Annotated in this window: 17 protein-coding genes; 6 read left to right on the forward strand and 11 right to left on the reverse strand. The window is 37.4% G+C overall.

All coding sequences use genetic code 11. From position 1 onward, the window contains the following. Positions 1 to 438: 438 nt before the first annotated feature. The 3 genes from ACU1LP_RS12690 to tgt all read right to left on the reverse strand — a co-directional run bounded on the left by ACU1LP_RS12690 (position 439) and on the right by tgt (position 3661). Positions 439 to 1335: a DMT family transporter gene (locus tag ACU1LP_RS12690; RefSeq protein ID WP_445736438.1), complete on the reverse strand. Its 897-nt coding sequence runs from the start codon at positions 1333 to 1335 to the stop codon at positions 439 to 441. Next, a complete protein-coding gene (locus ACU1LP_RS12695) occupies positions 1322 to 2404 on the reverse strand; it encodes an LptF/LptG family permease (RefSeq protein WP_445735125.1) in 1083 nt (360 codons plus the stop codon). The genes ACU1LP_RS12690 and ACU1LP_RS12695 overlap by 14 nt, the downstream gene beginning before the upstream one ends. A 126-nt stretch (positions 2405 to 2530) precedes the next feature. Beyond that, positions 2531 to 3661 (reverse strand): tRNA guanosine(34) transglycosylase Tgt, encoded by a 1131-nt coding sequence (gene tgt, locus ACU1LP_RS12700; protein WP_445733625.1) that lies wholly within the window; start codon positions 3659 to 3661, stop codon positions 2531 to 2533. Positions 3662 to 4812: 1151 nt separating this feature from the next. Between tgt and ACU1LP_RS12705 the strand changes: the two genes are divergently transcribed. Next, on the forward strand, positions 4813 to 5406 hold the full coding sequence (locus ACU1LP_RS12705) for a porin family protein (protein WP_445732978.1): 594 nt from the start codon (positions 4813 to 4815) through the stop codon (positions 5404 to 5406). A gap of 615 nt (positions 5407 to 6021) precedes the next feature. Here ACU1LP_RS12705 and ACU1LP_RS12710 read toward each other — a convergent pair. The 8 genes from ACU1LP_RS12710 to ACU1LP_RS12745 all read right to left on the reverse strand — a co-directional run bounded on the left by ACU1LP_RS12710 (position 6022) and on the right by ACU1LP_RS12745 (position 17419). Further along, positions 6022 to 6882: a mechanosensitive ion channel family protein gene (locus tag ACU1LP_RS12710; protein WP_445733574.1), complete on the reverse strand. Its 861-nt coding sequence runs from the start codon at positions 6880 to 6882 to the stop codon at positions 6022 to 6024. Between the two features lie 116 nt (positions 6883 to 6998). Continuing rightward, positions 6999 to 8357 carry an NAD-dependent succinate-semialdehyde dehydrogenase gene (locus ACU1LP_RS12715; protein ID WP_445733575.1) on the reverse strand — a complete coding sequence of 453 codons (1359 nt, stop codon included), beginning with the start codon at positions 8355 to 8357 and terminating at the stop codon, positions 6999 to 7001. A 1-nt stretch (position 8358) separates the two neighbouring features. Further along, positions 8359 to 9897 (reverse strand): biotin carboxylase, encoded by a 1539-nt coding sequence (locus ACU1LP_RS12720; RefSeq protein WP_445733576.1) that lies wholly within the window; start codon positions 9895 to 9897, stop codon positions 8359 to 8361. 18 nt (positions 9898 to 9915) lie between these two features. After that, complete coding sequence (locus ACU1LP_RS12725) at positions 9916 to 12663, reverse strand: aminotransferase class I/II-fold pyridoxal phosphate-dependent enzyme (protein WP_445733577.1); 2748 nt, start codon at positions 12661 to 12663, stop codon at positions 9916 to 9918. 3 nt (positions 12664 to 12666) lie between these two features. Next, positions 12667 to 13074 (reverse strand): VOC family protein, encoded by a 408-nt coding sequence (locus tag ACU1LP_RS12730; protein WP_445731700.1) that lies wholly within the window; start codon positions 13072 to 13074, stop codon positions 12667 to 12669. Between the two features lie 11 nt (positions 13075 to 13085). After that, positions 13086 to 14027, reverse strand: a complete 942-nt coding sequence (locus tag ACU1LP_RS12735) for a carbon-nitrogen hydrolase family protein (protein WP_445733578.1) — start codon at positions 14025 to 14027, stop codon at positions 13086 to 13088. A gap of 89 nt (positions 14028 to 14116) precedes the next feature. Then, complete coding sequence (locus ACU1LP_RS12740; protein ID WP_445731698.1) at positions 14117 to 15430, reverse strand: aspartate aminotransferase family protein; 1314 nt, start codon at positions 15428 to 15430, stop codon at positions 14117 to 14119. A 390-nt stretch (positions 15431 to 15820) separates the two neighbouring features. Further along, complete coding sequence (locus tag ACU1LP_RS12745; RefSeq protein WP_445736439.1) at positions 15821 to 17419, reverse strand: DUF6377 domain-containing protein; 1599 nt, start codon at positions 17417 to 17419, stop codon at positions 15821 to 15823. Positions 17420 to 17838: 419 nt separating this feature from the next. Between ACU1LP_RS12745 and ACU1LP_RS12750 the strand changes: the two genes are divergently transcribed. From ACU1LP_RS12750 to ACU1LP_RS12770, 5 genes are all read left to right on the forward strand, one after another. Further along, positions 17839 to 18357 carry a DUF5004 domain-containing protein gene (locus tag ACU1LP_RS12750; protein WP_445730899.1) on the forward strand — a complete coding sequence of 173 codons (519 nt, stop codon included), beginning with the start codon at positions 17839 to 17841 and terminating at the stop codon, positions 18355 to 18357. 100 nt (positions 18358 to 18457) lie between these two features. Further along, positions 18458 to 19540 (forward strand): hypothetical protein, encoded by a 1083-nt coding sequence (locus ACU1LP_RS12755; RefSeq protein ID WP_445730900.1) that lies wholly within the window; start codon positions 18458 to 18460, stop codon positions 19538 to 19540. A 25-nt stretch (positions 19541 to 19565) separates the two neighbouring features. Then, positions 19566 to 22502: a SusC/RagA family TonB-linked outer membrane protein gene (locus ACU1LP_RS12760; RefSeq protein WP_445733580.1), complete on the forward strand. Its 2937-nt coding sequence runs from the start codon at positions 19566 to 19568 to the stop codon at positions 22500 to 22502. Positions 22503 to 22529: 27 nt separating this feature from the next. Further along, on the forward strand, positions 22530 to 24038 hold the full coding sequence (locus ACU1LP_RS12765) for a RagB/SusD family nutrient uptake outer membrane protein (protein ID WP_445736440.1): 1509 nt from the start codon (positions 22530 to 22532) through the stop codon (positions 24036 to 24038). Between the two features lie 487 nt (positions 24039 to 24525). Then, entirely contained in the window at positions 24526 to 25776 is a 1251-nt protein-coding gene (locus ACU1LP_RS12770) for a glycoside hydrolase family 71/99-like protein (RefSeq protein ID WP_445734641.1), read from the forward strand. The last annotated feature ends 4 nt before the right edge of the window (positions 25777 to 25780 follow it).

Below are 25780 nucleotides of genomic sequence, written 5' to 3' on the forward strand. Positions count from 1 at the left end.
TATTTTTTTATGCCTCTTTTTTGGGCATTGTTTCGTTATAATTTTGAACCATAGCTATGGCTATGCTTAAAAATTCTGCCTCATACTTCCTGAAAAATAACCTGTAAAAATTCTAATCACAAATTCTTAAACAGACTCGGATGAAAATCTAAAAATGTTGGTTCAATTAAACCTATTTACAAAAGTAAGCAATCTTAAAGAGAATATAAAAACTTAAATGATGTTGCGCATGGAAACGCGTAATTTATTTAAAGTTGTTTTGCCACTAATACACGAACTAAACTAAAAATTGGTAAAAAAAATAATAGGCACCAATAAAAAATCTATAGAATTTTTAAAATTTGTGTGATTTTTTTCTTCTCAATCTATTATTAAGAAAAATTTGTGTATTCGTGGCGTTTTTAATAAGGTATGATTCTACACTATGAGGATGGAGGGTTAAATACGTTTTCTTTTTAAATATCTTAAATTTTTCAAGATGGCATTTAACAGAATAGTCGTGAAAATTATGATGGCTCCATAATAAAAATACAAGCTCATGATTTCCTTCTCAGGAAACAGTAATACCGCAATAAAAATACCATAAACAGGTTCTAGATTATAGCTTAAAACTACGGTGTACGGACTGATAACCTTCATAACATGCACTGCCGCAATAAAAGCATAGGCTGTACAGATAGATGCCAAAATGAATAGATAACCAAAATCTGAAAGGCTTAAATTGAAGAATTCCACTGAAAAACCTCCGCCAAAAATCAGTATGTAAATAGAGATGAACAAAACACCACTTAAAAATTCGTAAAACGAAATAACAGTAGCCGTATGCTGTTTTAAAAATGTGCCGTTGAGCACCGCAAAAAGTGACGATAAAAAGGCAGAAGAAATACCCAAAATGATACCGTTTATATGTTTCATTTCGCTTTGCGTAATCACTAAAACCCCCAATACCACAATAACTCCAAACAAAATTTCGTACCAAATAATACGCCGTTTATAAATTATGGGTTCAATTAATGATGCAAAAAAAGCACCCGTAGAAAACATGGCGAGCGTTATGGATACGTTTGATACATCAATAGCTCCAAAAAACGTAATCCAGTGCAAGGCGATGATGATGCCTGCTATAGAGAGCCTCAGTAAAGATTTGGGTTTGATGCTCATATTGACCTTCGCTACTTTAACATACACAAATATTAAAATAGAAGCCATGACCATTCTGAACCACACCAAGGGAATGGCCGTTATGGTTATTAGTTCGCCCAAAATAGCCGTAAATCCAGCTATAAAAACCAAAAAATGAAGGTGCAGATGGTTTTTTAGCTTAACGTTTAGCATTGCGGAGAAGGAAAATGGCCAATATACCAAAAATGACATTAGGAAACCAAACCGCAATTAACGGTGAAAAATCAGATTGCTCTGCCATAACCCCAAAAATTTTATCGAAAAAAACGAATATCATGGCAATGCAAATACCTACAGCCAAATTGACTCCCATGCCACCACGACGCTTTTTAGAGGACACAGCCACCGCAATGATTGTTAGAATAAATACCGATACCGGCAAGCTCCATTTTCGGTACAAAACCAATTTAAAACGTCCCACATTTGAAGATCCACGCGCTTCTTCCTTAGCAATAAACCGTTTTAAATCGCCATACATTTTAGTCTCGGCAGCATAAATAACGGGAATCAAATCATCGGCATCGAAAGCGAAAAGTGTGTCTTTGGTGGATTCAATTTGTAAGGAATCTTCAGCTTTACCGATGGTGCGTTTTACATAGTTTGTTAACCTATACGTGGTATCTTCCTCAATATATCGGATATTGGTTGCCGTAATTTTGTATTTAAGTTTATTGCCATCAAAATGTTCTAAAGTAAAATTGTTTCCGTTTTTTTTGGCAACATCAAAACTGCTTACATAAATAATTTCCTTGTCGTTGATCTGTCTAAAAACATTTTGGTCCGTTTCCTCAAAGGCCGTTTTTCCCTTTTTCAAATATTTATAGGTAAAATCATTAAAGCCCTCGCTTGCTTTTGGCGCTAAAAACAATCCTAATATAATGGCTAATATGCCAACTATGGTTGCACCAATCAGGTACGGTCTTAAAAATCTGGTAAACGAAACCCCGGAACTTAAAAAGGCAATTACTTCAGTATTATTCGCCAATTTAGAGGTAAACCAGATGACCGATAAAAACAAAAACAGCGGAAACAGTAAGTGCGCAAAATAGATGGTAAAATTATAAAAATAGATAAGCACCTCGCCCATAGGCACTTCATTTTCAAGAATCCTACCAATTTTTTCGGCAAGATGCACCGTTATCCCTATGGGAATAAACAGAAGCAACATCATAAAAAATGTAAACAAATAACGTTTTAATATGTACCAGTCTAGTATTTTCATCCTCTCCCAACCTCTCCAAAGGAGAGGAGTTTTGGTTATTGGTTATTGGTAAAATTGAGAATATTCTCGATATCCTAACTGTAACTTTTAATATCTAACTTCTGATATCAAAATTTTCTTTGTTCTTTAAAGCCGATTATCCATCTGCTTCACCATCATATCCTTCCAAGTCCTAAAATCTCCTGCTAATATATGTTTTCTTGCTTCGCGAACCAACCACAAATAAAAACCCAGGTTATGGATGGTTGCAATTTGTTTTCCCAACAATTCATTTACAGTAAACAAATGCCGCAAATAGGCTTTGGTATATTCGGTGTCCACAAAGGTAATTCCCATGTCGTCCACAGGCGAAAAATCATTGGCCCATTTTAAATTCTTAATATTAATGGTGCCATGTGCGGTAAACAGCATGCCATTTCGGGCATTTCGCGTGGGCATCACACAATCGAACATATCAATACCTAACGCTATGTTTTCCAAAATATTGATTGGGGTACCAACGCCCATTAAATAACGAGGTTTATCTTCGGGTAAAATTTCGGTTACCACTTCTGTCATGGCATACATTTCCTCGGCGGGTTCACCTACCGAAAGGCCGCCAATGGCATTTCCAACGGCTCCAGCATTGGCAATGTATTCTGCGGATTGCTGTCTTAAATCTTTATAAGTACTCCCCTGGACTATAGGAAAAAAAGCTTGGTTGTAATTGTATTTTAAGGGTGTTTTCTCTAAATGGTTGATGCACCTATCCAGCCAACGATGCGTCATGTGCATGGAGCGTTTAGCATATTTATAATCACAAGGATAGGGTGTACATTCATCGAACGCCATAATAATATCGGCACCAATGCTGCGCTGAATTTCCATCACATTTTCGGGAGTGAATGTATGGTAGCTTCCATCTATATGCGATTTAAATTTAACCCCTTCTTCCTTAATTTTTCGGTTAGCAGACAAAGAATATACTTGATACCCACCAGAATCGGTTAAAATATTCCGATCCCAATTCATGAATTTGTGGAGTCCTCCCGCTTGTTCTATAATACCAGTTTGAGGGCGCAAATATAAATGATAGGTATTCCCAAGAATAATATCTGGGTTTATATCGTTTTTCAACTCCCGTTGATGCACCCCTTTTATGGTGCCCACAGTACCTACTGGCATAAAAATGGGCGTTTCTATCACTCCATGATCGGTCGTTATTTTACCCGCTCTTGCCTTACTTTGAGGGTCTTTGGCGTTTAATTCAAATGTCATGTGTTGTTTCTATTGTTTTTAATGCTCATCCCGATAGCTATGGGGACTTCCATATAAACATTTCCTCTAGCCTCTAAATTTAGTTATGGAAGGATCATTTAACTAAAAAAGTTTCAGTTGGCAAACCTACATATTTTTTTAATTTTAAAATGGATTTAATAGTATTTTATAAGGCTAATATTGTTATTTAAGTACATATAAAAAATGGTATTTTTTTTCATTATTGTCCGCTAAAGAGTCAAGACAGGGCAAATGCTTTTAGGAACTTAATAATCTTTGTGGGCCCGATAGATCCATCGGAAGAGCCTCCCCACAATAACGCATGTAGTTGATATTCGGTTGTTTTATGTCAAATTCAGGTTGTTCAGTGAAAGAAAACTGAAAAACAACTTTGGCATCTGGAAAGGAACTTATTTTTACATTAAAACCATAACTATGTTGCTTTTTCCATCATCCATGTCCCTTTAGGGACTTCATTTGGGTAGCGGCAATTATATCGAGGAGTGGATTCGTGCCTTTAGGTACGACATAGGGCAGCATTTAAAGAAGGATATTTGCAATCTGGTTTCATGTATGGCATTGTTTTAAAATCCGCTTTCCCATCCTGTACCTAAAGACACAGAAAACCAGCGTATTAACATGCCACTACCCAAATGAAGTCCCTAACGGGACAGGGCAAACGCTTTTATGGACTTAATAATCTTTGTGGTCCCGATAGGAGCCATCGGAACGTGTAATATTTTGTATGCCTTTGTGTTACAGCTATTGCACTGAGATGCACAAAGCAAAAAACCATTACATAAAGGAGTTTATCATGGGTCATATAAGAACATTTTTTAAAGGCGTTTGCCCTGAGAATCAAGACCGCTTCGCTGATAGTCCCGATAGCTATCGGGAAAAGAAGATAGATTAGATTGTAACTCATTGATAAACAATTTGATTTTTTTTAAATCTTTTATAACTCTATTTTTTGTAGTGGTTTAAAAAGCCGGCACAAAAGTCTGATAATAATAAGAAACGCCTAAAAATGTGCATATTGACGGACTACACATATTTTATAGAGCAACCGTGATTCTTTTTTGTAACAATGATAATAAATCTTTTTTGGCAACGTTTTTGATATTATTAATCCAAATCTTAAAACGACTATTATGAAAAGTTCTAAAAACAAGCACAAAAACGTATTCTTCACTTTATTATTAATGGCCCTGATCCCTACTGCACTCATGGCTCAAACCGCTACTGGCTTTGGTTTGAAAGGAGGATTGAATTACAACGGCAATGGCGATTACTTTGAATCGATTGGTGCCAATGCACAACATCCGGACAGAAACGTTGGGTACCATGTTGGGGTGTTTGGCAAAATTGGAAACAAAGTTTATTTTAGACCAGAGCTCGTTTATTCAAGCACAAAAAGCGATTACAACGACGATAGTTTTAAAATGCAAAAACTGGATTTACCTTTATTGGTTGGCATCAAAGTTCTTGGTCCTCTCAGTGTTTTTGGAGGCCCTTCGCTTCAATATATTTTGGATACGGAATTTGATGGCATTACTATAAATGATGTTGAGAACGATGTTTCGGTAGGACTTAATTTTGGTATTGGCCTTAACATGAACAGATTTGGTATAGACCTTAGGTACGAAAGAGGTTTTAACAATAATGAAGCTACTTTTTTAGGAGGCTCTAGCAGATTGGATACCAGACCCGAACAGCTTATTTTGAGTTTATCATTAATTTTATAGCTGAATTTTGGAAGTCTATAAAAACAAAAAACCTCGCAAATTGCGAGGTTTTTTGTTTAAACTTATTAGTAGTTATTAATGCGAATCAAGGGTTAAAATATCGTAACCATTCAGCCGAGTGAAAATTGGAGTGCGCATTAGGGGCGTTAGCCCTGTAGTCTTAGCAGCAAAATGAGCCATGATGATGGATTAGGGGCTTTAGCCCTGACATCTTTGATAAAATAATTGTGTACGTGTTTGCCAATGTTTATTAAATTTCAGGGCTATATCTTTTTTGTTCATTATCGTGTTATTTTACGAAGATAACAGGGCTACGCCCCTTTTTATTTAATTAACGTTTGTATCTACGACGATTTTAGGGCTAACGCCCCTAATATTGTCTTATAAAACGTAATGGGGTTTAATCTTTTAAACACTTGATTCGCATTATTAGTTGATTTCAATTGAAAACCATATAAAAAAAACACTGATAACCATACAATTAACAGTGTTTTGATTCTTTTTAAAACTTGGTTCGCCAAACCCTGTATATTTTTAAAAATCAAAAAAGTTACAGTTTATTTGTATGTTTGGCAACCAAACAGGAACCAATAAAAAATTATTATTCAGCCAAATTTAAACATTAAATCTGTTTGGTTTTTCCATGTTACCGGTCTTAAGATGCAGATCCATTTGAGGAAAGGCAATGACTATATTGTTGCCTGTAAAATTTTTATTGATTAGTCTTCGAATATCACTTTTTACTTTTCCAATTCTAAAAATATTAGCACTAAAGAATAAAAGCTGAAAATCCAAAGATGAACTACCAAAGTTCAACAATCTAGCTTCAATTAATTTCCTGTCATGTATTTCAGAATGTTCAAACGCACTTTCTTCTAAAATTTTAATTACAAGATCAACATCACTGCCATAGGCTACACCAACATCAATTTTAAACCGGGTTTGTTGCGATTGGTGACTCCAATTAATTACCTTACTAGTAGTTATCAAGGAATTTGGAATGATAATGGAAATGTCATCCCTATTCAATGCTTTTGAAGTCCTTAAACCTATACTTTCAATTTTTACCACGTCATCATCAATCTCTAAAACATCTCCAATTTTTATAGAACGCTCTGAAAGCAAGATGAGACCAGATATCACATCGTTAAATGTTTGCTGCAATCCTAAACCGATACCCACCAACAATGCTGCCGAACCTGCTAATAATAATGTTACTTTGATGCCTAGAGATTCCAACACCAATGCTATCACCATAACCCAAATCACATATTTAATAATTTGGAATAAGGCGTAGGTGGTTCCTGTATCGATGGTGCTGAATTTATAATTGCGGAAAAGGGCTTTCTTGATGAGCCATAATACTATTTTGGCAATCAAAACAACAATTAAAATGGTGACTATTTGAGATATCCTTAATGTATAAGTGCCAAAAGTGACGATTTCAGATTCTAAAATTTGATTCAATTCTTCCATTCCAATTTTGATTATTGTACAGTAAATATCATATTTTGATTTTGTTTTGAGAGCAATAGGTTTGCAATAGTGAATTAACACCCATTAAGCAAAGTCGTTTTTTTTTATGTTTCCAATCAATGCTTCACATACACCGCTTTTCGATTTACGAACTCCATCATCCCATCTTTTGCCAATTCACGTCCGTATCCCGAATTCTTGGTGCCTCCAAAAGGTAACCTTGGATCGGATTTGACCAATTCGTTAATAAAATAGGCACCATCGCTAAGGCTGCTTGCATATTTTAGTGCCTTCTCCGTATTTTTGGTACATACCGTTATCCCAAGGCCATAATTGGAATTTTCCGAGAGTTGAAAAGCATGGTCTATATCCTTGGCTTTAACCATAGCTGCTAAGGGCCCAAAAGTTTCCTGATAGAATGCCGCCATACCAGGTTTTACATCACCCAAAATGGTAGGTTCGTGGTAACACCCTTTTTGATCCCCTCCTAGCAATAATTTTGCGCCTTTTGCAACAGACTCTTGTACTTGTTTGTTCAATTGGTTGGCAAGATCAAGTCTTGCGAGTGGGCCTATAGTTGTGTTTTCATCCAATGGATCTCCCGGTTTCAAGTCCTTTACTGCTTTCGTGAATTTCTGAACAAATTCATCATAGATACCTTCCATTAAAATAAAGCGCTTTGCTGCAATGCAACTTTGCCCACCATTGAGCATTCTGGCAGTCAGTGCTATTTTAACGCTTTTATCAATATCTGCGTCTTCCCAAACAATAAAAGCATTGTTTCCTCCGAGTTCTAAAACTGATTTTTTTATATGACGTCCTGCAATTTCAGCAACCGAAGAACCTGCCCTTTCACTGCCTGTTAGCGTGATTGCTTTAACTGCATTGTGCGAAATGATGACTTCGGTTTGATCGTGATCGACAATCAAATTTTGAAAAACATAGGGTGGATACCCTGCTTTGGCAAATACATCCTCAATTTGTTGGGCACAACCGAATACGTTCGCGGCGTGTTTCAATAAACCCGTATTACCCGCTGTTAAGGTCGGTGCAGCATATCTAAAAACTTGCCAAAAAGGAAAATTCCAAGGCATGATTGCCAAAACACTTCCAATGGGATCATGCCGTACAAAACTTTTGTCGGCATCGGTAGTAATGGATTCGTCTGCAAGGAATCCTGGAGCATTTTCCGCATAATAATCGCACACCCAAGCACATTTATTTACTTCTGACCTCGACTCCAAAATGGGTTTCCCCATTTCCAAGGTAATCATTTTGGCATAGGCCTCTACATGATCGCGCAACACTTGTCCTGCTTTTTTTAGTAACCTGCAGCGTTCCGCAAGAGGTACTTTTCGCCAAGATTCAAAAGCCACTTGACTTCTGTTCAGTTTTTCAACTAAAGCCTCCTCAGTAAGAGCAGTATGTAATCCCACTTGCTCTCCATTATAAGGGTTAATACTTTTAAATTCCATATTATTTTGTTAGACTGCCACTAAGTACTACATTTTCTCGTTTGTCTTCAATAACCTGGGAAACATATTTTCCTCGGATGGCTTTTATCCAATTTTTTGCACGTGCGTTGATTTTAAAATCATCGGTCATCATACGGCCTCTTGATACTAAAATGCCCATATCGGCCCCTTCATACAAATAATCCCCTTCTTTGGAAATATGGAGGAAAAACGCTTCGCTTTCAGTTTCTACCGCTCTTCTGTGGGTATCCATCCTGTCAAATTGGATATGGCCATTATCGAACATTTTATAAATCCCTGATTTCGGGGCTTCAGAAACATACTCGATAGTGTCCTCGGTATGCTTGATGATCAATTGGCTCCAACCGTCTATGTTTTCTTGTCGTGCCCATCGTTCATTCATCTCGTTGATGTTTAACTTATATTCCACATCCATCCATTCCAAAATATGGAATACAAAAAGCGGCGCATCAGCCAATGCAAAAACGGCATGGTTTGTAATGGAACTTGCACCCGTAACCCTTGGGTTTAATTCACCTAGGTAAACCTCTCCATTGTCCTGATCAATCAAAAAATCGAGTTCAAAATAGCCTTTGTAGCCTTCCTTTCTCAATTGATTTCCAAATAACTGCGTGTATTTTGTTGCTTTTTCACGAATTTCTGGAGTAAACGCATTTGGATAAATTTCGTTTCCACACCAACCACCTTTGTAAGGGGTCAATTCCTTGAACCCAACAAGTTCGGTCATTAAAGGCGCAACAATAGTGCCGTGTCTAGTAACACAGGCTTCAATTGCCGACCCTTTACAATTGATGCGTTTCATTATTTTCACTTCTTTTTCCTTAACAATCTCCTCTTCATACTTTTTGAATTCTTCTTCATTGGTAATAAAAAACGTCGTATGGCCCGAATCACCAAATGGTGTTTGGATTACCAAATCTGTACCAAGAACCTTTGAAACTTTATTCAAATGTGGATAATCCGAAACCGGGGAAAGTACATAGGGCACACAAGGCACACCTGCTTTTTCGGCAATGCGATTGGTGTTTACTTTGTTGTCCATTAAAGTCCGCATCTTTGCAGGCGGGAACATGATTTCCAGTCCTAATTTTTTGGCGAGTTTCTCAGTCGTTTCATCAAACATTAAAAACATAGCTTTTCCAGCCGATTTTCCTTTTTTTCTATGGTTTAAATAAGCCTGGACTTCTGGATGTTGTAAAAGATAATTGTTGATGTCTTCAATACTGGTGAATTCGTTATGCGGAATTTCCTCTTTTGGGGAAAACACATTGGGATGCAGGCCATCAAAGCACTCGATATGGCAAATAAATTTAAAACCCTTTATCCATTCATCGGCACCAAGCATATTGAAATTAGTAGCACTTATAAAATAAAGAGGTATTTCGTTTTTATAAAAGAAGCGTCTTATATCGGCTACGCCATTAAGCACTTCGGCTTTAGATTCCTTCTTTACGGGTATTGTTTTTTTTCTAATTGGTTTGGCTAGTTTTTTTGTGTCTGTTATTTTTTTAGTAGTCATATAACTGTTTTTCAATGATTAAATTAATTGTTTTTTCGTTTTTCCAATGGACATACCGCCCATTGAAGTCGTAATTTTATGTCTGTCCAGTATCTTTTCCTTGAATACCCTAAGACCCAGATCGGAACGGTAGCCGTGTATTTCACTTACATCCAACACCGTCATGAAATTAATGATTTCTTCGCTCACCACTTGCCCCGGCACTAATACTGGAAAGCCAGGTGGATACGGAATTACGAAGGTGGAAGCAACCAATTTTCTTCCGGTGCCCATAACCGACAAACAGTCATTTAAGGGTACATATTCATAATTTTCCTCATCATAAGCCAAGAAATAAGCCTCTCTTAAATTACCTCCAGGAATTCCAGGAACTGCCTGAAAGGAATGATGGAAATAGCTAAAATCCGGTAAGGGTGGCACTTCTTTTGTTAACGAGTGTATTCTTTTATCCCGTATTTCCCTTTCCTTGTCGTTCAGTGCTTTTAGTTCATCATCCAATTCATCCGCAATTTTTAAAAGCGCATTGATAAGATAGGTTACACTACCTCTAGTAGTTCCTATATTCGTCATGAACAGCACCGTATTTCGAGACGTTTTATTAATTTGGATATTAAATTTATCCATTAAATATTTGTTTTTGAACGTGTCGCCATCAACCCCGGTCTTCCCAATATATAAGGTTATTTTTGTTGGATCCAGTACAAATTCATCATTTGCCCATGCCTTGTCCATCCGATTCCAACCTTCATTTTTGGTATAATATTCCTTGAGGCCCGTTTGACGAAATTTATCTGGAATAAAATCTTTCACAGTCAAAACATCAAAGTATTTACTCAATTGGGGGTTATCGTTTATCTTGGCACGAAGTACCATAGCCATTTCAATACTCTTTTCAACCAATTCAAATCCTTCCAATTGCACTTGCCGTCTGCCCACATCCAGTGATGCCAACATTTGATAGTTTGGCGAGGTAGAAGTATGCGTCATGTAGGCTTCCAAAAAGGTGTTTTCCGTTTTTCTACGGAAATCCTCATCCCAAATATGGATCATAGAGCCTTGTCTGAAGCTACTCAACGTTTTGTGGGTACTTTGTGTGGCATAAACACGGATTTTAACGGTATCAGGATTGGGCAATAATGATTGGTCGCCATTTTTCAATCCTTTTATATGCTCATTGTACTCTTTCCTGTAATTTGGGCTATTATATTTTTCATAAAGCTTTTTTGCTGTGAACATGCCAGTACGCTGCTTGTAGTTATAGGCAAAACCCGCAAAGGCAAACCAAGCTTCATCCCATAAAAAAACCATATCGGGTTTAATGGCAAGCACTTCCTCCATAACGCGTTCTACATTATACACAAGCCCATCAAAAGTACAATTGGTCAATAGTAACATTTTAACATTGTCCAGTCTTCCTGCTTCCTTTAACTGCAACAATTTGGTTTTAATTTGTTCCAAAGGCACCGCTCCGTACATAGAGTATTCTTCAATGGGGTAGGAATCCAAATAAACGGGATAAGCACCCGCCAAAACCAATCCGTAATGGTGCGACTTGTGGCAATCCCTATCAATAAGCACCACATCTTGGGGCTTAACCAAGCCCTGCATCACTATTTTATTTGCGGTGGATGTTCCATTGGTCACGAAATAGGTGTATTGTGAACCATAGGCATCCCGTGCCATCTCTTGGGCTTTTTTAATGGGGCCTGTTGGCTGTAACAGGGAATCAAGGCCACCTGTTGTTGCCGATGTTTCAGCCAAAAACATATTACGCCCGTAAAAATCGCCAAAATCATGGATCCATCTTGATTTGAACACTGAATTACCACGGGAAATTGGCATGGCATGAAATACTCCTGTTGGCTTTTGGCTATATTCTACTAAGGCAGAAAAGAAAGGCGTGTTATAACGCTCTTCGATACCACGCATGATAGTTAGATGCATTTCCTGTATATCTTCTGATTGGTAAAAGATACGTTTGAAACCTTTAATGGTATTGTCTTTTAAATGCCCAAGCGAAGAATCGGTTACATAATAGGTGTCCAACTCTGGCCTTAGTTGTTTAATTAAATCTCCAATGATAGGGCCAAGATCGGTTTCTGGTTTGGATGAAAAATCATGTTTTACAGCTTCTTCAATATATGGTTTTATAAGAGGCGTGACCAACTTGGAGTGATAAGGCGGGGCATAACGTACTACAACAGCTTGTATGTTATGATTGAAAAGCAACGTAATCATGGCATCTTGAAAGGAGCGTTGCACCACAACACCATAACTGAACTTATCATTTGGAGTCTGAAGGATTCTTAAACTATGCTTCAATTTATTTTCTTCCAGTTCAGAAATATTATCAACAAACAACACCTCGAAATGATTTTTTCTGATACTGCTATTTTGGTCATGTTCCTCGGCAGACTCCATGCTGTGTTCATCAAAATTAATGAAGTCCAGATTGCTTTTATAACTATCGCCTAACAATTGCCTTGCAGTTTCAGCAACCAAATGGGATAGCGAGGTAAATTCATGACTGGAAAAAGCGTTTTCAAATTTTTGTAAGCGCTCTTTTCCCGGGAATGCGAAAAAGCATTCCACAACCATGAGGTCTTTGATCAACTCCTTGACATGCTGTTTATGTGTTTTTTCATTTTCAGAGCCTTTATGGCAACGTCTCAATTCGGATGTTTGGATTTTCAGTCGGTTCCAAAAATCAACCCGAAGCTGTCCGATATTATAATAAGGTGCACTTTTTGTTTTATTTTTAATCACGTTTTAGTTTTTTGAATGTAATGCTAATTTGTTTCCTTGTGAATCGATAAAAATGGCAAAATAACCAGAATCCTCACTAATAAGGGTCTTTGGCATTACAATGCGTCCGCCTGCGGCTTCCACTTTGTTTAGTACATTGCTGAGATTGTTTCCTCCATTTAAATATATCAATGGGCCTTTATCTGAGGGTATTGAATTAGGGCCCGCTATTACCGCACCACCAATGCCCGATGTTACAGGAAAAAAGGCCATGGCATTTACATCCGTAATGTTTTGTACCATTTCAATACCAAATATGTGGTTATAGAAATGAACCGCTTGTTGAAAATCAATCGCAGGGATTTCAAACCAGCTCACATAATCCTTTATAGCTATTGCTTTATTCTTTTTATTCATTGGAATTCCACCCATCTTTTTTTATTTTAAATGATACCATCCCCTTTATAGTGAACGGGCGAGCTTTGTTGCTCTAAAGTATTTTCTTTGATTTTTAATTCCGTGATTTTATCAAGTCGTGAAGGTTTGATTAGTGGCCCTAAGGAGTCCAGATAGGGTGTAGGTATATTGGGTTGGTAAATACCAAATTGATTGGTGTGTATATGGTCTCGAAAACTTTTAAGAGGTTGGCCAAGGCGAAGAATGCCCAATTCGCGACTTCTTTTTGCTCTTTCAATATTCAATTCAAGCGGTATGATTTCTTCGGTGCCTTCTGATTGGTGCAAGATACGACCATCTGGACCACAGACTATGGAACGCCCACAGCCCCCGGTATCCAAACCATTCACATCAAAAAAATAGCATTGGTTTACAGATGCCATGGCTCTAACAATAGACAGTTCAATATCGCGATCAATGGTTCCAGACATGGTAGGGTGCATAATAACTTCGGCGCCCATAGTGGTTAAAGTTCGAATGGTTTCAGGAAACCACATATCGTAACAAATCGATACCCCAAATCTTGCAACTTTAGGCACATCGAATACACAAAAATCCTGTCCGGGTGTTACTCCTGTTTCATAAGGATAAAAAGGAAACATTTTTCGGTATCGGGTTACTATTTCTCCTTTGGGATTGATAACGGTTGCCGTATTGAAAATTTTACCTTCACTTTTTTCGAATATGGAGCCAGGGAGTAACCATATTCCATATTGTTTGGCTTTGGCCTGCATTTCTGCTTCAAAGTTGTTAGGAATTGGTTGTGCGGTGTGGGTCAATGGCCCGAATGCACAAAGTTCACTAAACATAATCATCTCAATCCATGGATAGAGATTCATGGTAATATCAATTTTCAGCTTCATCATTTCCATGTTGGAAGCGACGGCCGATACTTTCATTTGTATTCCTGCAATTGCGAATGGTCTCATGTATTTATATATATTGTTTTTTAATTGTCACGTGTTTGCTATTAATCATTCCCTTGGGCGATAATACTTTTAGCATACTCGTTTCGTGATTATTTTTTTGTTGCTTTTTTAATTTCGTTTTCCAAAATCGACATCCCCTTTTCCAACTCTTCTTGGGTTATTACTAAAGGTGAAAGTATTCTGATAATATTTCTGTGGGTTCCAGCACTTAACATGATTAAGCCATTTTCTGAACATCCCTGCACGATTTTTGAGCATAAATCAGCGTCTGGTTGATGAGGGTCATTATTTTTTACAAACTCTATTCCAATCATGGCGCCAATACCTCTAACATCGCCAATTTCGGGACAGACTTTTTTCAAATTTTTCAAACGCTTCTTGATAACAGACCCTAAAACTTTGGCTTTTTGATTCAGATTAATCTTCTTCATGTATTTGATGGTTGCCAAAGCGGCAGCACAACAAACAGGGCTCCCAATATAAGTGCCACCAATAGAGCCTGGAGCGGCAGCATCCATTATCTCCGCACGACCTACGACTGCCGCAATGGGAAGACCCGACCCCATGGATTTAGCATAAGTACTTATATCCGGCTGCACACCATAATGTTGCCAACTAGCCCAATGCCCGGTTCTACAAAAACCACTTTGTACCTCATCCATAATTAGCATGATACCATGCTCGTCACAAAAGGCTCGGAGACCTTCCAAATATTTTTGTGGCATGGGGTTAAACCCACCTTCACCTTGTATGGGTTCTAAAATAATAGCTGCGACGTTTTTTACATCGACCAAATTTAGAGCGCTTTCACGCAATCTTTTAAGTTCATCCTTTACAAAACCGGCTTCTCCCCTAGTACCTCTATAACGGTAAACGTTTGGAAAAGGAAGCCGATACACTTCTGGAGCAAAAGGACCACAATCATATTTATAGCTTATTTTACTTGTCAATGTCATCGCCATCATGGTACGCCCATGATAGGCACCTGTGTAACATATAACGGCAGGTCTTTTGGTTGCTTGTCTGGCTATTTTTATGGCATTCTCCACTGCTTCAGCCCCTGTACTTACCAACATGGCCTTGGTTTTTTCTCCGTGTGGCAAAATTTCAGCTAATTCCTCACATAATTCAATATAGGGCTCGTAAGTAACCACATTAAAACTGGTATGCAGATACTTTCCCGCTTGCTCCCTTATGGCTTCAACTACGGGTTCTGGGCAGTGTCCTGCGTTTACAACCCCAATGCCCCCAGCAAAATCAATAAGTTCCCGCCCATCAGCATCTATAATTATCGCTCCTTTTGCTTCCTTTACCGTAGCGGTATTGAACACACCAACTCCGTTCGCCACAGCCTCTTTTCTTCGATTTAGGAGTTCCTGTGATTTAGTCAATTTTTCTGTCATTTTTTAAACTTGCTGATTTTTTTATAATATAAGGCTAATAATAGGATTTTACAACCTTATGCCTAATTATAATATAGAATTTTAAAGGGTTTGCAATTAAAACCCATCAAAAAACTATTGGAATGCCTGTTTAGGAAATGGAAGGTGTCCAAAATTCAGTTGATGGAGATTTCAGGTTTGGAAAACCGAAACTGATCACAGCAAATGAAGATCTTACATACCACCGTGTTGCTTATTTAAATACGAAATTGCCCCAAATTGGTTATAAACTTGGTAATGTACTTGATAACATGAAGTAGGTCAAAAACGCTTTTGTGGCCATCTTAACTTAAAATTGACTGTTGAAGAATACAATTCCATAAACAAAAATCACCCAATACCTATAGACTATTAAATAGATTGAATGTCCATTATTTTTTCTTCAAAGGAATCTTTGAAATTTGATTTGCTCTTTGCTTTTGTCTTATAAGTATAAACAGTGGCCACAGAAAGTTCTAAAAAAGCGGCAATTTGATTGCTGTCCTGAATTCCTAGGCGATATAAAGCAAAAAGCCTTAATTCTGTATTTAACAGTTCTCCTTTTTTCAAATCTGTTTGTTGGTCTTCAGGAAAAAGCGCATTGAATTCCTTGATGAACGTTGGAAACAATCGTAAAAATATGGTATCAAACTGCAAGAATAATTCTTCACGTTCTTTTTTAACGTTATAGCGTTTTAAATTTGTGATGAGATCATCATATCTTTTGGCTACCGTTTTCTGGATGGCATTTTTTTGGAATTGGTCCATTTTATTGATTAATTCAGAGGTTGCTTTGATAAAATAGGTGATGTACTCTTGCTTTATGGTATCAGCCTCACTTAATTTTTTATTCATCTCCTGAAGCTTTAAATAAGAAACTGCCATTTCCTTTCTTGCAGCATTTCTCGTTTTTAACTGTTTGAAAATAATGACAAGGAAAACGATAAAAACCACGGCTAAGAACCCCAAAAGGATGATAATTTTTTCCAATCGGTTATTTTGGCTTTCTACTTTTTTTAGCTGTGCTTGTTCTATAATGGGCAATATGGACGATATTTCTATTTTCCTATGGCGTGCATTATAAAATGTGGCATCGTCCATGGCCAAACCTACGTATGTGTTCGCTTTATCCAAATAGCCCAATTTATATATTTCATTGGCAAGATTGCGCAATGCCACCGTTTCCTTGGTAGCGTTTCTTACGTCTGCAATGGCGGCATAGGCAAGGTATTCAATCGCTTTTTCGTCAAATCCTCTTTGTGAGTACAAATAGCCAAGACTTGATGTGGCAATACCATAATATTCTTGGGGCAAATCATAATTGTTGATCCAATACCTAAAAGCAAACTCTGCACCCTTCCAGTCTTGCTGTTTCATTCTTTTTAAACTTTCGGTTGCCCAATATTCATTGGAATCCGGGGCAACAAATTCCAAAGCTTTTTCAAGATAAACAGTTCCTTTTTGGATGTATTGGATATTAAAGCGTTGGTCCTTATTATAATCGGCCAAATCATAATAGGTTCTGGCCAGTATGGTATAATATTCAAATTTTGTTTTACTGTTTAGGGCATCAATATTTATACTGTTTAAGGTATCGAGTGCTTCTTTGAACAATCCTGATGAAAGCAATACAAACCCTTCCTTGGTTTTTGTTCTGGAAAGCAAATCAGGGTCTTTTAGCACATTCGTTTTTTTCTTTGCCAATTCTAAATAATAATAAGCAGAATCATATTTAAACGATCTATAGGCATCAAATAGCAACAAATAATGGTTATAAAGGTTCTTATCATCTTTGCTTAAAGTAAACTTCTGGACATTATTTTTTAGTTCCTTTATGGAGTCATATTTAATCGATAGGTAACGTTTTTTGTTCCCCAACTCTCTGTCCAAACTGTCAAGAATGCGGTTTATATTTTGAGCAGAAATAAATAAGGAAGAAAAAACAAACAGTATACTTAATAGGTTACGCATTCTTTTTTAATATAAATAGTGTGTTTCAAATTTAACAAATTACGGTAATAGCTTACCCATAATTATGAAAACATATTTTTTTATCCAAATTTAAGAATCTTATAAAATAAAAGCAAAATACTACTTAATACGCAAAAAACAACAACACAATATGCGGTTTAGGCAAAAACCGCAGTATTTAATTAGCAAAATGTTATGAAAACGTTAAAAATTACCTGCCAATTTTCTAAATTATTTCTCGATTCTTAATTCCTAAAAAAAACAATAAACAGCTTATTATCAGTATTTTAAAATAAAATGCACTGTAAAAACATCTCGATTTTTACTCCATGATTTTTTTAAGGGATTTCTAATTTATAATTTGGCTAAATCCTATCAACTCAAGGAAAAAATAATTTTTAACTAAACTAATTTAATCTATGAAATCCATTAAAGTACTCGTGTTCGTTTTTTTTTGTTTACTCGTCTTAGGCTGTAGCAAAACAGACGATGGTTCTTATGTAGAACCCATAACTGTTTATGAAAAAATGCAAGGTAATTGGAATTTAATGAACCTGAGAATGGTTGACCAATTTGCCAAGACCAACGGTATTCAACCCAGCGAACAGAATTTAAGCGCCTTATTCAATTATGATGTTTTTAAAATAGCATTTAATGTGGATGCAAACATGCTGCCAACAAGTTATCAGGTTTCTGGAAATGTGCCTCCCATATTCCAATTGAGTGGTTATTGGGGTTTGAATACCGGTTTCCAGCCAACAAACTCTGGAGCTATTCAAATTAATCTATACAGTGATGCGCAAAAAACCAATAGAACAGATACGTTACTGTTAACATCGGTTCCTGGAAGCAATGAAGAAATGGAAGTACAATTGGTAAGAACCTCTGGAGGCACGCCATTTGTTTCTTATGTATTTAGTCTAACTTCAAATAAGTAAAAAAGCACAAGATGAACCTTCCACAACGCGTCTTCGATTCTCGCGGAAATGATTATATGGAAGCGACATGTGTCCAATAAAAAACAATAAATTCAAACTCATGAAAAAAATTTTATATACTATTTTAATAGCGTTATTTGTAGCCGCCAACTTCGTACATGCACAACAAGAAGTTGGAGGCCCAAATAAAATTTGGTCTTACCCAGTAGTTTACAATTATGATGAGCAAGTTACTTGGTATTTTGATTTATCCACCACCACATTTGCTGCGGATGAAGAGGTTTATCTATGGATTTGGTCACCTTCAGAACCCGATGCCGGAAATTGGGGAAACTCATCGGAATTTGCCCGTTTAACCAATGAAGGCAATATGATATGGAGTTTTACTTTAACGCCAACCACCTATTTTTCCAAAACCGTGGCGGAAATTGCAGCTAGTGCAGGTTTTTGGTTTCGCCTTAAAGACAAGACCGGATCTAAACAAAGCGATGTTACCAATGTACCTTACACCGCATTTTCTTCCTTTTACACAGCCAACGAATTAATACGAGCTTACCCAGAAGCACCAACGTTAAACGGTGGTTTAAGTATTCTGTTCAACTCCAATTTGGTACCTGGATTTGAAAACGTAGAAAGTGTGCATTTTCATAGCGGCATGAACAATTGGGCCATTTTGCAGGAATACCAAGCTTGGCTCCCTGAAATTTCAGAAAAAACAAAACTTAAAAATTTGGGGAACGGTATTTATAAAATGGACTTGATTCCGTCAAAATATTACAACAACATCCCCGATGGTTTTGTTATGGAAAACATCACGTTTTTAATGGTTGCCAAAGATTGGTTTGTCAATTCTGGCGACCAGGTCATTAATGCCGCCGAATTTATTCCGCCACCACCACCAGTATTTCGGTTTTTTCCATTGCAAATAAGCAAAAAAGACTTTTTAGGAATCACAAGAATCAATAACGAAGTTGGAATTAACAAATTGATTTATACCATTAATGCTGGAAATACGGTATTAACTGGAGAATTTAGTGGAAACGTAAGTGAAATTAAAGGGTTTATTGATTTGCCTACCGCACTTCAAGACATCAGTAACATCAATGAAATTCATGTATTGGTAAAAGATAATACGGATAGAACCATTTCAGACACTACCATGCCTCTAAAAACTTTAGACTAACATATAACCAAAAAAATCAAATCTAATGGATAATAAGTATTCACAAATAAACTTTCCGAAAGGAAAGACAAGGACGTATTTTGTTTTAATTGTTGTGTTGTTTTTTCTAACATTAACAATACATGCGCAAGAGAAAAGAACAGTTAGCGGTACCGTAGTGGACAATACGGGTGTTGCATTAGTAGGAGCCACCATTCTGGAAGCTAAAACAAATAATGGCACTACAACCGATTTTGATGGTAAATTTAAAATAGATGCTGCTTTAGGTAGCACCATTGAAGTTTCCTATATTGGTTTTACTTCTGAAAAATTACAGATAACCGCATCAACAAAATCGCCCCTGGAAATCACTTTGCAGGAAGATACTTTTGCGCTTGATGCCGTGGAAATTGTTGCCATTGGATATGGCACGATGCGAAAATCCGATTTAACAGGCGCCATTTCATCCATTTCTTCTGAAGATTTGGTAAAAGGCACCATAACCTCAACCGAGCAAGTACTACAAGGAAAAATTGCAGGTTTAGTGGTTACCCAAGATACGGGCGACCCAAGTAGTGGTTCCTCTTTACGATTAAGGGGAGGCACGTCGCTTACAGCAAGCAACAGCCCATTGATTGTAGTGGACGGTATTGCTGGGGTTGACATTAATGTGGTGCAACCGGCAGACATTAAATCCATAGATATTTTAAAAGATGCTTCCGCTACCGCCATATATGGTTCTCGTGGTGCCAATGGGGTTATCATCATTACCACAAAAAGTACCAAAAAAGGCGCATCATTCAATTATAATGGTTTTACGGGGATCAGTTATGCTTCCAATCATTTGGATATGCTTTCCGCAAACCAATGGAGAGGCTATGTTAGGGAGAATAATTTAACCGATGCCATTGATTTTGGCACCAATACCAACTGGCAAAAAGAATTGGAACTAACCACCGCCTTAACCCAATCGCACACCATTAACATGGCATCTGGAAGTGAAAACGGCGGGTTGCGCGCATCTATTTCTTATCTAAAGAATGAAGGCACAGTTAAAACCACGCAGTTGGAACGCCTAAGTGCCAGTTTAAACACCTACCAATATGTGTTGGATAAAGCTGTTAAAATTGATGCCGGTTTATTTGCCAATATTGACAAATGGCACCCCTTGGACTATCGGATTTTTGAACGTTCCTTTAACTTAAACCCAACCATTCCTGTGTATAACGCTAATGGTGAATTTACATCGGTTGGGGGCACGCTTTATGAAAACCCTGTTGAAATATTGACCAATAGAAATGCCGACAACAAACGCAACAGACTTTTAGGCTATTTTAAAACGGAGGCCAATTTCTTAAATGATTTTCAAGCGGTTTTAAATCTATCTTTAGAACATAATGCCACCACAGGAAACACTTATAAGCCCACGTATGCTGTTTTGGAAGGTAGAAGTGAAAATGGCTACGGACAAAAAACCTATGGCGAATACACTACCATGCAGGTTGAAGCTTATGTAAATTACACAAAATCTTTAGGAAAAAGTAATGTGAATGGCATGGTGGGTTATTCGTATTTAGATAATAGCTACGAAGGTTTTGGTGCGCAACGCAGTGGTTTTGTTACCGATTTATTTGAATACAACAATTTGGCGGCAGGGCAAGATTACCGTTTGGGCGATGTGTATTCGTATAAAGGGAAATCTACCTTAGCGTCCCTTTTTGCTAGAGCAAACTACGCTTATGTCAGTAAATATATGGTTACCGCCACCATAAGAAAAGATGGTTCCAGTCGTTTTGGAGCCAACAATAAATGGGGCGTATTCCCATCGGCTTCCGTAGCTTGGAAAGTTACCGGAGAAGACTTTATGCAATCCACCGAAAATTGGCTTACAAATTTAAAATTCCGTGCAGGTTATGGTGTTACCGGTAATCAAGATGGTATTGGTGAGTATAAATCGCTCTCTATTTTAGGTGTTGGCGGTGATAGTTATTACGACCCAGCAACTGGCACTTGGAGTTTGGCATATTCTCCGGCACAAAACCCGAATCCCGATTTAAAATGGGAATCCACGGCGCAACTAAATATTGGTGTCGATTTCAGTTTATTCAATAAAATAACAGGATCGGTGGAATGGTACAACAAAAGAACCAACGATTTATTATATACCTATGAAGTGCCACAACCACCCTATTTAGTAGGAACCATTCTTGCAAATGTGGGCGAATTGACCAATAAAGGATTGGAAGTAACCTTAAACGCCAATATCATTCAAAATGATAAAATCAACTGGAACGCCAATCTTACCTTTGCGAAAAACACCCAGAAAATTGAAAAGTTATCCAATCAGGTTTACGAAACGGATATTATTTATAGTGGTTCATTGCATGGTTTGTCGGGCATGTCCAACCAGTTTTCACAAATCATTAAGGAAGGGTATCCCGTAGGCACCTTTTGGGGCTATGAAAGCTCTGGTTTGGATGAAAACGGCGCCTTTATATTAAGTGATGAGAAAACGGCCATTGGCAACGTGCAACCCGATTTCACTCTCGGTTTTGGCATGGATTTTACCTATAATAATTTTGATTTAGGGTTTACAACCTACGGAAGCTTTGGGCAACAGGTATTGAACGCCACCAACATGATGCTTTACGACCCCAACAGGTTGCCGGCTAATAATGTACCTGACGACTTTCTAAAAAGTGGCATAACATCAGCACCAACTTTCTCAAGCTATTGGATAGAAGATGCTTCTTTTTTAAGATTGCAAACCGTGTCTTTCGGTTATACCATTCCGTTTAAAAATTCAACCTCAAAACTTAGATTGTATGTTTTAGGAGAAAATTTAGCGGTATTTACAAATTATAAAGGTGTAGATCCTGAAGTAAACTTAACAGGTTTGTCAAACCCTGGTATGGATAGATTTAACAATTACCCAAGGCCAACCACGGTGTCTTTAGGGCTGAATCTAAATTTAGGGTATTAATAAATAATAACGATAAAACGAATTATAATGAAACTAAAAAATATAACCTTAATAGTATGTACGGCACTATCGGTATTTGCATGTACAAATTTGGATGAAGAGTTATTTGATCGCGTTAAAGATGAGAATTTTGGTAAAACGCCCAAAGAAATTGAAGCCCTAGCAGGCGGTGCCTATTCCTCGTTAAGAGGCTTTAAGGATGGGATCTCCAATTCCTTTCCCGCTTCGGAATATGTGTTTTTCTTAAATGAAGTGGTTTCAGATGAAGCTACCATCCCAACCCGGGGCACCGATTGGTATGATGGTGGGCAATATCAAAATGCACAACGTCATACTTGGACCGCACAAAATGGCATGATATTATCCGCTTGGAGATATTGTTATGCGGGCATTGCCAAAATAAATTCCATTATTTATCAAATCAATAAGTCCGGTTTATCTGAAACCGATAAAAAACCCATCTTCGCCGAACTGAAATCGGTACGGGCCTATTACTATTACATGCTTTTAGATCTATTTGGCAATGTGCCTATTGTAACGAATTTTGAAGATTTGGGTTTGCCTGCCAACTCATCTAGACAACAAGTATATAATTTTGTAGAAAGCGAATTGTTGGATGCATTACCCTACTTGCCGTCAAACATTGCTTATTCAAAATTCACCAAAAATGTGGCGTATTCATTATTAGCAAGATTGTATTTAAATTCGGAAGCTTTTGTAAGCAAACCACGTTGGCAAGATTGTATTGATATGTGCCAAAATATTTCTGGATATACCTTGGAACCTGATTATTTTGCGAATTTTGCAACCCAAAATGAAAAATCGACCGAAACCATATTCGCCATCCCTTATGATTCCGATGCGGGTACCGTAGGCAACTATATGAGTTCCATGTCCTATCATTACTTACAAAAATTTGCCGTGTCGCCAACAGGTAATTACCAATGGTCTGCAAATGGTATGTGCGCACAACCAGGGGTGTATTCATCTTTTGATGATTTAGACCGTCGTAAAGGAGCTCTGCTAGAAGGTGATCAAATAAACTTGGCCACCGGTTCGGTAATCATTATGGATAGCGGACAACCATTAACTTATACAGAGGACATCTCTAATTTTGAAGACGCCAAACAAAATGAAGGGGTGCGCTTAAACAAATACCAAATTAATGCCGGAGACAAATGGGAACGCGATAACGATTTTGTATTGATAAGATATGCCGAAATTTTAATGATGCAGGCCGAATGTTATGTACGATTAAATGCTCCAGACTTAGCACGGCCATTCCTGGACCAAATTAATAAAAGGGCCGGTATAGAAACGCCTGCTACCATTGATTTGGCCTACATTAACAAAGAACTACTTCATGAATTTATTTTTGAAGGGCGACGCAGGACGGACAATATCCGGTTCGGAATATTTTTTCAACCTTGGTGGGAAAAAGGAACCACAGCAGCTTACAGAGCCATATTCCCAATCCCAACATCGGTGTTAAGTACCAACACCAACCTTAAACAGAATCCGGGGTACACTAATTAATTTAGTTTGTTTTGTGTTAGCCTTCTAATTTTTTTGAGTTAGTTTTTAGAGGGCTAACATTTTTTTAAATCATAATTATTAATCATTATTGTCCGATTAAAATTTTATAGACTGAACTCATCTTGACTTTTTGTTTTTGACCGAAAACGGGATAAAATTTGTTCAGATGAGGCACTTTTTGAAAGGCATAGCATCGCTACGCATAAAAAAGGTAACGAAATATGGACGAATTTTAGCCGTTTTTTAGGAAACAGAAAAAGTCAAGATGAGTTCACTGTCGAAGAATCGATTTTTAGAGCATTTCGCTCTTTTTATTTTACTTTAGGCTAGCTTTAAATATTTATAAAAATTTATAAAAAAAATCAAACTGTTCATCAGTTAGTTACAATCAAATCTTTATTCTTTTCCCGATAGCTATCGGGACTATCAGCGTAGCGGTCTTGATTCTTTACCGAACAACAATAATCATCAATATACCTTAAAACCAATGACTAAGTTTACTTTGAATATCAATATCATGCTGTTTTGTTTGCTACTGGGAAGTTGCGATTCCAGTTCCGACACTCCTAAAGATGAAAACCAACCACCATTTAAACTGGAGGTTTTTGGTGCCGTTGCAATAAGCAAAACAAACAGTACTAAAGTTTTCGTGCATTATATGCCTTGGTTTGAAACCAAAGAGAGCAGCCCAAATAACCAATGGGGCTATCACTGGACCATGAACAATAAAAATCCAGATAATAAGGATGCCTCAGGGAAAAGAGAAATCGCCTCCCATTACTATCCGTTAATAGGGCCTTACCATTCCGGCGATAAAGATGTTATTGAAAACCATTTATTATTGATGAAATATGCCGGAATTGATGGCATTTTAATTGATTGGTATGGCACCTTTGATCTGAATGATTATAAAATAGTAAAGGAAAACTCAGAACAGCTCATTGCCATGTTAGACGATGCGGGCTTAGAATATGCCATTGTATATGAAGACTGGTTTTTAAACGATATTGTGAATGCGCAATTGGCTCCAACCGTTGTGAGCGCCGCAAAAAAGGATATGGCATACATGCAAAACACTTATTTTAAAGATGCCAATTATATAAAAACAAACAACAAACCTTTACTCTTAAATTTTGGGCCCATTACATTAAGCACACCAGAAGAATGGACTCAAGTATTTAGTGCTTTAAGTCCGAAACCCACATTTTTAACCCTATGGAATAAATCTTCAGAAGCTGCAGACAATGCCCAAGGCGAATATGCTTGGGTGTATAAAAACAGCACCTATCTTTCTAATTTTTATACCAATACGCTTCCAAACCTTCAAGTGGGCATAGGAAGTGCATATCCTGGGTTTAAGGATTTTTATAAAGAAGGAGGCACCTCAACGGCCATCGGTTGGACCATCGAGCACAATAACGGAGCAACCTTGGATGAAACCCTTGCCATGGCAAAAAATGCCAACCTAAAATATTTACAACTCATCACTTGGAATGACTTTGGAGAAGGCACCATGTTCGAGCCCACTAAAGAGTTTGGCTATTCATACATAGAAAAAGTAAAAACATTTGCAGGCGTACAAAATACTGGCAATGTGTTTAGCAGCATTAGTTCCCTCTATAATTTAAGAAAAGAATTTAGCGGCAATGCCACTGTTCAGAAAAAACTAGACCAAGCATTCTATTATTTCGTGTCTTTACAAACCCATAAAGCGACCGCTATATTGGAAACCTTATAAAACA

The organism is Mariniflexile sp. (genome assembly GCF_052728615.1).